Annotated in this window: 11 protein-coding genes; 1 reads left to right on the top strand and 10 read right to left on the bottom strand. The window is 56.8% G+C overall.

All coding sequences use genetic code 11. From position 1 onward, the window contains the following. The 8 genes from RTK01_RS01020 to RTK01_RS00985 form a co-directional block, all read right to left on the bottom strand. Positions 1-506 (bottom strand): UxaA family hydrolase (locus RTK01_RS01020; protein ID WP_312279182.1); only part of this gene is annotated, 506 nt, incomplete at its 3' end. A 26-nt stretch (positions 507-532) separates the two neighbouring features. Beyond that, positions 533-1,717: a MalY/PatB family protein gene (locus tag RTK01_RS01015; RefSeq protein WP_312279181.1), complete on the bottom strand. Its 1,185-nt coding sequence runs from the start codon at positions 1,715-1,717 to the stop codon at positions 533-535. Between the two features lie 41 nt (positions 1,718-1,758). Further along, positions 1,759-2,721 (bottom strand): oligopeptide/dipeptide ABC transporter ATP-binding protein, encoded by a 963-nt coding sequence (locus RTK01_RS01010; protein ID WP_312279180.1) that lies wholly within the window; start codon positions 2,719-2,721, stop codon positions 1,759-1,761. 1 nt (position 2,722) lies between these two features. Continuing rightward, positions 2,723-3,697 carry an ABC transporter ATP-binding protein gene (locus RTK01_RS01005; protein WP_312279179.1) on the bottom strand — a complete coding sequence of 325 codons (975 nt, stop codon included), beginning with the start codon at positions 3,695-3,697 and terminating at the stop codon, positions 2,723-2,725. 13 nt (positions 3,698-3,710) lie between these two features. Continuing rightward, positions 3,711-4,571: an ABC transporter permease gene (locus tag RTK01_RS01000; RefSeq protein ID WP_312279178.1), complete on the bottom strand. Its 861-nt coding sequence runs from the start codon at positions 4,569-4,571 to the stop codon at positions 3,711-3,713. Next, a complete protein-coding gene (locus RTK01_RS00995; RefSeq protein WP_312279177.1) occupies positions 4,564-5,544 on the bottom strand; it encodes an ABC transporter permease in 981 nt (326 codons plus the stop codon). The genes RTK01_RS01000 and RTK01_RS00995 overlap by 8 nt, the downstream gene beginning before the upstream one ends. A gap of 169 nt (positions 5,545-5,713) precedes the next feature. After that, positions 5,714-7,291 carry an ABC transporter substrate-binding protein gene (locus tag RTK01_RS00990; RefSeq protein ID WP_312279176.1) on the bottom strand — a complete coding sequence of 526 codons (1,578 nt, stop codon included), beginning with the start codon at positions 7,289-7,291 and terminating at the stop codon, positions 5,714-5,716. 126 nt (positions 7,292-7,417) lie between these two features. Continuing rightward, positions 7,418-8,494 (bottom strand): NAD/NADP octopine/nopaline dehydrogenase family protein, encoded by a 1,077-nt coding sequence (locus RTK01_RS00985; RefSeq protein ID WP_312279175.1) that lies wholly within the window; start codon positions 8,492-8,494, stop codon positions 7,418-7,420. 341 nt (positions 8,495-8,835) lie between these two features. Here RTK01_RS00985 and RTK01_RS00980 point away from each other — a divergent pair, with 341 nt between their 5' ends. Next, positions 8,836-9,753, top strand: a complete 918-nt coding sequence (locus tag RTK01_RS00980) for a LysR family transcriptional regulator (protein WP_312279174.1) — start codon at positions 8,836-8,838, stop codon at positions 9,751-9,753. Positions 9,754-9,904: 151 nt separating this feature from the next. Here the strand turns inward: RTK01_RS00980 and RTK01_RS00975 are convergent, their stop codons facing one another. Then, positions 9,905-10,303 carry a bacteriohemerythrin gene (locus RTK01_RS00975; protein WP_294853076.1) on the bottom strand — a complete coding sequence of 133 codons (399 nt, stop codon included), beginning with the start codon at positions 10,301-10,303 and terminating at the stop codon, positions 9,905-9,907. 136 nt (positions 10,304-10,439) lie between these two features. Continuing rightward, complete coding sequence (locus tag RTK01_RS00970; RefSeq protein WP_312279173.1) at positions 10,440-11,618, bottom strand: molybdopterin molybdotransferase MoeA; 1,179 nt, start codon at positions 11,616-11,618, stop codon at positions 10,440-10,442. Positions 11,619-11,633 lie beyond the last annotated feature (15 nt).

Below are 11,633 nucleotides of genomic sequence, written 5' to 3'. Positions count from 1 at the left end.
ACATAGGTGGCGGGCACGTCGCAGGCGGCGGCGATGCGCTGCGCGGCGTTGTTGGAGCACTGCACCAGAGAGATCACCACCACATGGTTGCGAATGCCGAAGGTGCCGTCGTCCCGCTTATAGCCCATAATTGTCTCGGGCAGGTTCAGCTCTTCTCCGCGGTACAGCGCAGGCGCGGTGTAATCCAGCGCATCGGGCGCCATGGAGCGGTAATAGGCCCGCCGCTCCCGGTTGATCTCCTCAAAGTCGTCATACACGTTGTGCTCATGTACCCACTCGCCCTTTTTGATGTCTGCGGTGGCAACGCCGATATGCACGCCGTACTTGATAATCTCCGCGTCTTTTTTGATATCGCAGCGAGCAATTTTGTGCCCCTCCTTGATGAACTCTCCGGCGACAAGTTCCTCGTCACCCGCAAGGGTCATCTCCCCCTTCTCAATGGGGTCGACAGCCACCGCCACATTGTCCTCTGGTTCAATTAGCATGGATTTTTTGTAGTCGCTCATGTTTCTAACTCCTAATAAATACAAATTCACGAAAATTCCAAGGCAATCTGCCCCATAACTTTTTCCATCAGTATCCGGGGCGCGGCCAGATTCAGCCTCTCAAAGCCGCTGCCCTCGGGACCGAAAATATACCCCTCGTCCAGCGCCACCTTGGCCTTATGGATCATCCGCTCCTCCAGCCTTTTGGAATCGGGCTCCAGCTTCCGAAAATCCAGCCATACAAGATAGGTCCCCTCCAGCGGAAGAACCTCCACCCGGCCCTGCCATGTCTTTTCGGCAAACGCTTTCACATACAGGTAATTCCCATAAATATAGTCAAGGCAGGCCGCAAGCCACTCTTCGCCAAAGTCCCATGCGGCTCTGGCAGCCACCGGGGCGAAAAAGGTGGGATGGGCCGCGCCGCAGTAACGGTGGAAAACGGCGTCAAATTTCTCCCGCCGCGCCGCGTCCGCAATCATGACACAGGAAAACGCCAGCCCCGCCAGATTAAACGTCTTGGTGGGCGCGTGGCAAACGGCGCAATTGTCGGCAATTTCCTCCCCCAGCGACGCGAAAACCACATGGCGGCGGCCGAGATAAATCAAATCGCTGTGAATTTCGTCGGCGATCACAAAAACCCCGTGCCGCTTGCAGATATCGCCCAATTGACGCAGTTCTTCTTCTGTGAACACCCGGCCCACGGGATTGTGGGGATTGCTCATCACAAACGCGCGGCACTTGGGAGACGCCGCCTTTTGCTCAAAATCCTCGAAATCAATTTCATACCGCCCGTCCTTCAGGCGCAGGGGACTGTTGACCACGGTGCGCTTCTGCTTTTCGATGGACATGGAGAAGGGATAGTACACGGGCCGCTGAATCAGCACCTCGTCCCCCTCCTCGGTCTGGGAAATCAGCAGCATATTAATGGCGGTCACCACACCAGGCGTATAGCGGAACCAGTCCGCGGGCGGCTCCCAGCCGTTGCGCCGCTTCTGCCAGTTCAGATAGGACGCAACGGTACGCTCGTCCACCCGGGTATAGCCGTACATCCCGCATTTTGCCGCTTCCATCACCGCCTCGCGGACGGCGGGGGGCGTTTTCAGGTCCATGTCCGCCACCCACGCGGGGGTCACGTCGCTGGTCCCGAACTTTGCATCCAGCTCGGCGGGGTCCCACTTTACCTGACTCCAGGGCAGGCGGCTTGCCAGCTCGTCAAATTCGAAGTATTCCATAAACGCTCCTTTATACGCCGCTGAAACGGCGGCGCGCCGTTTTACAGGCCGTTGATCTCCCGCACAAAGTGGCACTTGACAAAGTGGTCCTTGGAAACCTCCTCCAGCTCCGGCTCGGAATGAAAGCATTCGGGCTTTGCGTAGATGCACCGGGGCGCAAACCGGCAGGACTTTGTCACATTGATGGGAGAGGTGATTTCGCCCTTGAGAATAATCTGATGATTGGGCGCGTTGAACTTGGGCAGGGGGATAGCGGAAATCAGCGCCTTGGTATAGGGGTGATACTGATGTGCGAAAATCTCCGAGGACTTTGCCTTCTCCACCATCTGCCCCAGATACATCACGGTGATATCGTCGGAAATGTGCTTCACCACGGACAAATTGTGAGTGATGAAGAGATAGGTCAGGTTCCGCTCCTTCTGCAAATCCATCATCAGGTTCAGAATCTGGGCCTGAATGGACACATCCAGCGCAGACACGGGCTCGTCGCAGACGATGAGCTTGGGGTCCAGAATTAGCGCCCGGGCGGTGCCCACCCGCTGGCGGCGGCCGCCGTCCAGCTCGTGGGGATAGAGATGAAAGGTTCGCTCCGCAAGGCCCACCACGTCCATGGTTTCCCGGACCTTTTTTTGCAGCGCTTCCTTGCTGCCGCACTTCTTGTAAATTTTCAAAGGCTCGCCGATGATGTCTCCCACCGTCATTCTGGGATTCAGGGAGGCATAGGGGTCCTGAAAAATGATCTGCATGTCCTCCCGCAGCTTTTTCAGCTTGATCTCGGACACATCGGAGATATCTTCCCCATTGAAGATAATTTTGCCGGCGGTCTTTTCGTGGAGGTGCAGAATCACGCGGCCCAGCGTTGACTTTCCACAGCCGGACTCGCCCACGATGCCCAGCGTCTGCCCCTCCTGCACGCCGAAGGTCACGCCGTCCACCGCGTGGAGCACGCCCTTGCGGGTGTTAAAATGCTTTTTCAGATTTTCAAGTCTTAAAATTTCCGCCATATCATACCTCCGCGCTGCCAAACCGGTTGCAGCGGACACTGTGAGTTTCCGAAATCCTTACAAAGGGAATCAGCTCGTTCCGGCACGCGTCCGTGGCCTCGGTGCATCTGGGGTGGAACTTGCAGCCCTTGGGCAGGTTGGCCGGATCAGGCACCGCGCCGGGAATGACCTTCAGGTTGGCGGCTTCCTTCTCAATGTCGGGAAGGGAATCAAACAGGCCCACTGTATAGATATGGCGCTTGTCGGTATAGATGTCTTCCAGCGTGCCGTATTCAATGATTTCACCGGCATACACCACCGCCACCTTGTCGCAGACCTTAGCCACCACGCCCAGATCGTGGGTAATGAGAATCAGCGAGGTGTTATACTCCGCCTGCAATTTGCGCATCAGCTCCAGCACCTGCGCCTGAATGGTCACATCCAGCGCAGTGGTCGGCTCGTCGGCAATCAGCAGCTCGGGACTGCACGCAAGCGCGATGGCGATGACCACCCGCTGCTTCATGCCGCCGGAAAACTGATGGGGATAATCGTCGCACCGGGCAGCGGGAATGCCCACCTGCTCCAGCATTTCCATGGCCCGCTTTCTGGCCTCGGCCTTGGAAATTTTGTTGTGTAGCAGCACCACCTCCGCAATCTGCTCGCCCACGGTCATCACCGGGTTTAAGGAGGTCATGGGGTCCTGAAAAATCATAGAGATTTTTCCGCCCCGGATGGCCCGCATCTGCTTTTCTGGCAGCTTGAGCAAATCCTGCCCGTCAAAGAGGATGGAGCCGCCCACGATTTCTCCCGGCGGGTCGGGCACAAGGCCCATAATGCCCAGCGCCGTGGTGGTTTTGCCCGCGCCCGTCTCGCCCACAAGGCCGATGCTCTCGCCCTTCTCCAGCGTAAAGCTCACATCATTGACCGCACAAACCGTCTCTTCGTCGGTGACGTAGCGAATTTCCAGATTCTGAACGTCCAGTATCTTTTCAGCCATTGTCCGTCCCTCCTCACTTTTTTAGTCTGGGATCCAAACAATCCCGCAGGCCGTCGCCCACCACGTTCAACGCGTACACCACGGCCATGATGGCAAGGCCGGGAATGACGGTGAGATACGGCAGGGTGCGGATGTATTTGCGCCCGGCGGACAGCATGGCCCCCCACTCCGGCTTGGGCGCCTGAATACCAAAGCCCAGAAAGCTCAGGGCCGAGGCGGAGATGATCGCGCCCGCCATATTTAGCGTGGCCTGCACAATGAGGGGCGAAATAGAGTTTGGCAGAATGTGATGCAGGATGATGCGGAAATTGCTGGAGCCGATGGCGCGGGCGGCTTCCACAAATTCCTGCTCCCGAGTAGACAGCACCGAGGCCCGCACCACGCGAGCAAATTTTGGCGTTGAGGAAAGTCCCACCGCCAGCATCAGGTTAAAAAGGCTTCCCCCCAGCGCGGACACGATGCACATTGCCAGCAGCATCTGGGGGATGGCCATAAACAGGTCCATGGCCCGCATGATGATGTTGTCAAGCTTGGAATAATAGGCGGCAATGACGCCCAAAAGCCCGCCGGTCAGCACGGAGATGCCGACCGCCAGAAAGCCGATGGACAGAGAGTAGCGGCTACCGTACACGATGCGACTAAACACATCGCGGCCCAAATTGTCCGTGCCGAAGATGTACTGGGCGCAGGGGGCGATCTGGGCGCGGGCGGCGTCCTGCTCGTCATAACCGTAAGGGGCAATCTGGTCTGCGAAAATGGCCACCAGAACAAACAGAACCAGCACCACCAGACCCACGACGGCCTGCCGGTTCTTTTTGAAGCGCCGCCAGATTTCCGCCAACATGGTGTGCTTCTTTTCTTTGCCTTTAGCCATCTTGACCAGCTCCTTTCCGCTTGAAGCGCTTGAATCCGGACTCGCTCTCATACATGGTTTTCATGCGAGGGTCAATAAAGGTGTAAATAATGTCCACCAGCAGGTTTAAAATGGCGGACACAAAGGCGATCAACAGCACGCAGCCCTGCACCGCGTTATAATCTCTTGCCAGCATGGAATCCACCAGATATTTGCCCACGCCCGCGATGGAGAAAATGGCCTCCGTGACGATGGAACCTGCCAAAAGCGTTCCCATTTGCAGGCCTATGACCGTGACAATGGGAATCATGGCGTTTTTCAGGGCGTGGCGCAGCACCACCACCCAGTAGGTCTGGCCTTTGGCTTTGGCGGTGCGGATATAGTCCTGCCGCATCACCTCCAGCATGGAGCTGCGGGTGGTGCGCATGATGGTGGCGGAGGAGTTCACGCCCAGCGCAATCACCGGCAGCACCATCTGCTTCCAGCTATCTCCATACCCCGAGGGGGGAAGCCAGCTTAGTGTCACAGAAAAAATCAAAATCAGCATCAGGCCCTGCCAGAACATCGGCATGGAAATGCCAAACAGCGCGCAGCCCGTGGACAGTGAGTCCCAAATGGTGTTCTGCTTCAGCGCCGATATAATTCCGAAGAAAATCCCCAGTATAATGCCCAGAACAATGCTCCAGGCGGAGATGTCGAAGGTGACCTTAAAGCGGACGATCAGCTCGTTGATCACCGGGGTTTTGGAGCGGAAGGACAGGCCCAGATCTCCCTGAATCAGCCCCAGCAATGTGTTGCCCAGACGCTCCCAATAGCCGCCGCTGATGCCCATTTCAATGCGATAAGCCTCCACGGACTCCGGCGTGGCGTTGTCGCCCAGAGCGAGATACGCCGGGTCGCCGGGAGAAAAGTAGAGGATTGTAAACACGATGATGGTCACGCCGATCAAAACCGGTATGATCCACAGCAGGCGCTTCATAATGTATTTCAGCATTTCGTTTTCCCTCATTCAACCGTCGCGGCCAACTGTGTCAATTGTCCGCTGTTTATGCCGCAGCATGGGATAAAAAGGACGGGGCGAATAATATGAAGGAATTATTCGCCCCGCCTTTTCCCTGTTTTCCCGTTTCTCTGTTTCTAAATTGCCCTTTTGGCAGGGATGCTTACGCGAAGTAGCAGTACTTCAGCAGAGGAGACTGATAGGCCCCGTTGCGCAGGCCCTGAAGGCTGGCAGAATGGCAGTAGATATCCTCCTGCTGATAGATAGGGACAATGATGCACTCGTCCAGCGCCTTCTGCTGAATGGCGGCGTTCAGCTCGCTGCGCTTGGCGGGGTCAATCTCTCTGGCGGCGGCCACGATCATGGCGTCCATGTCGGGGTCGCTGTACCCAAAGATGTTGTTGACGGCATCGGTATAGAAGAAGCGGTTGGCAAAGTCGATATCGCCGTTGGTGGCGGCAATGCCCCAGGTGTAGATATCAAAGTTGTGCTCCACCTTCAGCGCCTGAGAGTTGGTGGCCGCGTCCAGAGCAACAATTTCCACATTGATGCCGATCTGCTTCAGCGCGTTTGCAAAGAACTCGCCATAGGCCTGACGCAGAGCCATGTGGCCCACGTGATAGCGGGCGGAGAAGCCGTTGGGATATCCGGCCTCGGCCAGCAACTCCTTGGCCTTTTCAAGATTGTACTTGTAGACGGGATAGTCCACATGATAGGGAGAGTCGGTCTTTGCGATGGAGTCGGTGATGTTGTCGGGCAGCAGGCCCTTGGCAGGCTGGCCCACGCCGTCCATGCAGACCTTCCATGCGCCCTCGATATCCAGCGCGTAGGCGATGGCCTGACGGACCCGGACATCATTGAAGGGCTCGTTACGCTGGTTGAAGCTCAGATAGCAGTTGTCCATGGTGTACTCGCGGAACACCTCCACGTCGGGGTTGGCGCTGGCGGCCTCGATATCCACGCCGGATAGGTTGTAGCACAAGTCCGCGCCGCCGGTTTCCACCTCGATGTAACGGTTTCCATCCTCGGAAATCACCTTAAACTCAAGATTCTTAATGGCGGGCTGACCCTCCACATAATAGTCGCCGAAGGCGGCCATCCTGATGCTGCTTCCAATGGACCAGTCGCCCCAGGTATAGGGGCCGGTGCCGATGTCCATGGTGGCCCAGTCGCCGTTGTTCTCCTCATAACCCTTCTTGCTGAACATGACACAGGTGGGATAGGAGAGATTGGCAATCACGGGCATGTACACCTCGTCCATCACGATGACAAAGGTACGGTCGTCCACCACATGGCTCTTTTCCAAATCCATGTGGTCGGTGACGGATTTGTTGGCGCTCTCCCGCAGGCAGTTGAGGGAGAACAGACAGTCCTCGGCTGTCAGCGTCTCGCCGTTGTGGGTTTTGATGCCCTCGCGCAGAGTGATGGTCAGCTCGGTGGCGTCTTCGTTGAACTCCCACTTTTCGGCAAGCAGGGACTTATATTCCTGCTCCGGCACGGTGCGCTCGATCAGCGTCTCATAGACCTGCGCCTTGACCTTGACGGTGTCGTTGGTGGTGGAGCCGTTGATGGGGTCCTTGTCCGCCATATCGGCCTGAACCGCAACCACCAGCGTATCCTTCACAGGGGAGGCCCCGGCGCTGCCGCCGCCGGACTGGGAGGGGGTGTTGCCGCCGCCGCAGGCTGTTGCCAGCATGCAGACGCACAGCAGCATTGCGAAGACTCTTGCTAACTTTTTCATACATCTTCTCTCCTTTTTGTTTTTACAATGAAACCGAACATCGGTTATTGCCGGATTTGGTTTCCGTGCCGGGCACTCCTGGCTGTTAGCGTGCCCGACATGCTCAAACTGTTTTTCCTCTGTGCCTCAGCGCACCATTTCGTGAATCTGCTCCGGCGTCTTGCCGGTAAAGCCCAGCTTTTCCGCCGTGCGGCCCTCCGACCAGAAGTCCCTGCCGCACACGGCGCCCGCAAGGCTGACGAACGCGTCCATCATCGGCGTGGGAATGCCCAGCTCGTGGCCCACGGAGGCCAGCGGAACAAGACCGGACATGGTATCCTCCACAATGAAGCGGTGGCTTGTATTGGTGGGATTGCGCAGTGCGCGGTAGGATTCAATACTTTGAATCAGCTCGTACAGGCTGTCCTTTGGCTCCAGCTTGTAGGTCTTGGTCAGCATGCCGCCGAGGTCCAGCGCGTCCACCCCAAGGGCTTTGCACACCGCCACCCGCTCCTTGTCGCACGCTGTGATGATATCCGCGATGTGGGGGGTGATGCCCTCCATGTAATAGTCGTAGCTCTCGCCCAAATCCATCTTGTTGACGTTCATCAGACTTGGAATGGGGTGCAGCATGGCTCCCGCCGCACGAAAGCCGGTTTCAAGAACATTGGCGGCAGGCTTCAGGCAGGGGAACACAGGCCCCAGCACCTCCATCAGTCGGTCCACGTCCCCGGCGGGAAGAGTGGCGACCGACACACTGACCTTCAGCCCGGTATGCAGAATATTGCCAAGCTCATAGCTGCGGCAGCCGTACATCAAATCGCCCGCCTCGGCAATGATCAAATCCTTGCCGCAGCCGTCCTCGCCCCGCAGGATATTTGCAAGCTCCAGCGCGCCGCCGCAGTGGCCGGGGTTGAGCATCACGATCTGTCCGTCCCTGAGATAAGGCTTGCACGCGTTGGCAATGCTTCTGTGGGCGTCGGTGGTGGAGACAATCATCACCACATCCGCGCCTTCCATCACCTCTTCCATGCTGTCGGTAATCACCTCGGGCGCGGCCTCACACTGGATCACGCCGGTCACCTTTATGGTTTTCAGCTCCCGCAGGCGGCGGATTTTCTCCTTGTCAATGTCATACAGCCGAACGCCATATCCCTTGTCCGTCAGGATGGCCGCCATACTCTGCCCACCCGCACCCGCGCCGATAATCGCAAACTTCAACATTGTATTCCTCCTCATCCCCTAAATTCTTTACCGATTTAATTGCTTATTATAGCACGCCGTGGGTAAACCGGCTTATGCGACAAACATACCAGTAATTATATGAATTCCACATAGTTGGCGGCTCTTTTACGGTGTCTGTTTTGCTTGTCCTTGCATTTTTCGCCGTGCAAAGGTATAATAACAAATTAAAAGTCTGCGGTTTCCGGCATGGAATCTCACGAAGAATGCATTTTTCTCTCGCGCCCGATGCATTCTTCACAGGATTACGGTCGGCTGCACGGAAGCAAAAGGGGCGGCTTTCCCGGCTTCTCGGTGCGCAGCGGAAAGGGGCAGGCCCGGTTATGACATTTCAACAGCTTATTTTTGCCGTCTCGGTCGCCAAATGTGCCTCCATCAACAAAGCGGCGGAGCAGCTTTATACGCACCAGAGCAACGTGAGCAGCACCCTCAAGCAGTTGGAGGAGGAGCTGGGTATCGAAATCTTCCAGCGGACGAAAAAGGGCGTGCTTGTCACCAACGAGGGCCGGGAATTTCTCAACTATGCGGAGGATATTATCGGGCGGAAGAGCTTTGTCGAAAATCTCTATGCCGCCCGGCACCGCGGCCGCAAGCAATATCTGCGCATTTCCTCCATGCGGGCCTATTTTCTCTCCACACCCATGATTCACATGCAGGATACTCTGACTCAGCCGGACTTTCCGCCCACCTATATCCGGCTGGAGAAGCGTTCGTTTCCGGATGTTCTGGACGATGTGGAAAATGGCCGCTCAGACCTTGGAATTGTGTTTATCCCTAAGTCCCAGCGGCGGCGTATGCCCCGCATTGCCAGCGCCAAAAGCCTGAATTATACGGAGCTGGGAGAGAGCGTCATCAGCGCCGTGATGCGCGAGGACCATCCCGCCGCCGAGGCCCGCTCTCTGGAGCAGATTACCCGTTATCCGTATCTAATTGCGGAAGAGACGGAAAACTTTGATGTGTTTTATGACCAGCGCTCCGAATCCGTGACGCACCTGTTTGAAAAGCCGCCCAATCTTGTGATTTCCTGCAATGAAAGCGCCACCCTTCAGGATATCGCCGCCCATTCGGACAACTTTTTTCTTAGCTGCACCCCCTGGAAGCATTCCCAGCATTATGCCTTCACCTCCTTCCCTCTTGAGGGGGAGGGAAACACGCTGGTTCACTACTATGTAACCCGCAAAAACCACACCGTCTCGGCCCTTTTACAAGAATTTCTGACGGAATTGACCACCATGTTCTAAATCCCGCGAGGACTTTCATAAAGCGCCCCGTGAAGTGGCGTCGCCGTATTTTTTTCCGTTAAAATCAATACGTCCGCCGGTTTTGTAAAGCCCATTGCGGAAGAATATGGAAAAAGAGCCATGCAGACGTATCTGCATGGCTCTTTTGACTTCATTTCAGGGTTTGGGCGAACACCCCGATTTTCTTATCCATGGTGGAGATGTGCTTGGTCAGCCAATCCAACACCATTTGATTGGCCCCCAAAATGACCGACAGATTCCCGCCTGAGGCGGTATAGTCGCTGCGCAGCTTGGAAAGCTGACTGATAAATAACTGGTGCGCCTGCTTCTGCGCGTCATATTCCGGGTAGCGGATACTGAGCATATAGGTTTCCTCATCCCGGAAGTGCTGCTTGGTGTACGCATCCAGAAATTCCAGAAGCTCGCCGATATATTCCTTTGTGCGGTGCTCCCGTCCGGCCTGAAACAGCATTTCCGCTTTTTCAAACCAGAGCTTGTGCTGGTCGTCAATCTGACCCACACCGACAGATAAATTTGGCGTCCATGGCATACCCATCGTCTCCTTTTATTCAGATGCGTTCATTATAGCCAACGGACGACGTTTTTTCAAGTTCTTTTGCCAAAAATTGCAGAAAGCAACATTTTTTGCGCCTGTCCCTCGGCATCGTCCGCTTGCCCCGGCACAGTCATCGAAGATACGTAAGTTCCAAGGTCTCCCCGGCTTCCAGACCAGAGCCCGCTCTTTCCGTAACAAACTGGGCCGAGGCGGTCAGCACCGGGCAGACGGGTCCGCCCCGCCCGCTGATGGAAACAGCCTCAAGCCCCCGCTCCGTTTCAAGCAACTCGAAGCGGCGCAGAATTTCCATTCCCGGCGTTGCCTCAAGCGGCTTTTTAAGTCTTGCCCGGACCGTTTTGCGCAAAGGCCGTTCAATCCCCAGAAACGTGGAAACCAACTCTGATACGCACCAATCGAGGATAAAGTAGGCCGCGTGGGGCGGGCCGGAAACATTGATCAGCGGCTTTCCGTCCAGCATGGCGGCGGCCATGGGCCGCCCCGGCGCGGCGGCAACGGAATGAAACAGGAGCGTTCCAAGCTCTCCTGCCAGCCCGGCGTTAAAATCCTCTCCCCCCTTGGAGGAGCCTCCGCACAAAAGGATGATATCCGCGCGCTCCGCCGCAGCGTAAATCGCGGTGCGAAGAAGCGCCGGATTGTCGGAGGTGATGGAAAAAAGAAGCGGCTGCGCTCCCATCTCCGTCAGCATAGCCTGCGCCAGAACGCTGTTGGAGTCAATATTTTCCCCACGGGCGGGCTCGGTGCCGGGGGGAATCAGCTCGCTGCCGGTGGGGAGAAACGCCACCACGGGCTTTCTTACCACCACAAGCTTTGTATGTCCGCCCATCACAGCCGCCGCAAGGTCGAAGGGCCGCAGGCGGGTCCCGACCCTTAACAGCAAGTCTCCCCGCGCAACAGAGCTTCCGGCGGTCCGCACATGCATACCCGGCGTGACTTTGGTACCCGGCGCAAGCACCACCCCGCCGCCTTCCAGAAACGTCACTGCCTCAACTGGGATAACCGCATCAAAGCGGTCGTCAAAGTCATCCCCCGTATCGGCCCTCACATAGTCCCGGTCCCACTGCCAATGGGCTGTATCCGGCTCTCCCTTCCGAAACAGCGCCGAGGCCACGCCGATTCCGTCCATTGTCGAGGAACGGACAACCGGCAGACTGTATCGGGCATACAGGTCCTCCGCCAGAACGCGGCCGAGCGCAGTCTCAATCGAAACCGTTTCAGGTGTTTGCGCCGGGGTCCAGCAGGACCTGATTGCTTCCAGCGCCTCTTTTCTGGACAGTGCTTTCTGTTCCACGGAAATTCCCCCACG

It is taken from the genome of Oscillibacter sp. (assembly GCF_031978065.1).
GTDB lineage: Bacteria > Bacillota > Clostridia > Oscillospirales > Oscillospiraceae > Oscillibacter.
Note: the sequence above shows the minus strand (reverse complement) of the source record. Positions and strands in the feature narration are given on the sequence as shown.

What these genes read in the sequence shown, in the direction of transcription:
- RTK01_RS00975 (WP_294853076.1), bottom strand. Translation starts at nt 10,303, where the DNA reads ATGCCATGGACGCCAAATTTATCTGTCGGTGTGGGTCAGATTGACGAC.
- RTK01_RS00990 (WP_312279176.1), bottom strand. Translation starts at nt 7,291, where the DNA reads ATGAAAAAGTTAGCAAGAGTCTTCGCAATGCTGCTGTGCGTCTGCATG.
- RTK01_RS00980 (WP_312279174.1), top strand. Translation starts at nt 8,836, where the DNA reads ATGACATTTCAACAGCTTATTTTTGCCGTCTCGGTCGCCAAATGTGCC.
- RTK01_RS00985 (WP_312279175.1), bottom strand. Translation starts at nt 8,494, where the DNA reads ATGTTGAAGTTTGCGATTATCGGCGCGGGTGCGGGTGGGCAGAGTATG.
- RTK01_RS01010 (WP_312279180.1), bottom strand. Translation starts at nt 2,721, where the DNA reads ATGGCGGAAATTTTAAGACTTGAAAATCTGAAAAAGCATTTTAACACC.
- RTK01_RS01015 (WP_312279181.1), bottom strand. Translation starts at nt 1,717, where the DNA reads ATGGAATACTTCGAATTTGACGAGCTGGCAAGCCGCCTGCCCTGGAGT.
- RTK01_RS00995 (WP_312279177.1), bottom strand. Translation starts at nt 5,544, where the DNA reads ATGCTGAAATACATTATGAAGCGCCTGCTGTGGATCATACCGGTTTTG.
- RTK01_RS01005 (WP_312279179.1), bottom strand. Translation starts at nt 3,697, where the DNA reads ATGGCTGAAAAGATACTGGACGTTCAGAATCTGGAAATTCGCTACGTC.
- RTK01_RS01000 (WP_312279178.1), bottom strand. Translation starts at nt 4,571, where the DNA reads ATGGCTAAAGGCAAAGAAAAGAAGCACACCATGTTGGCGGAAATCTGG.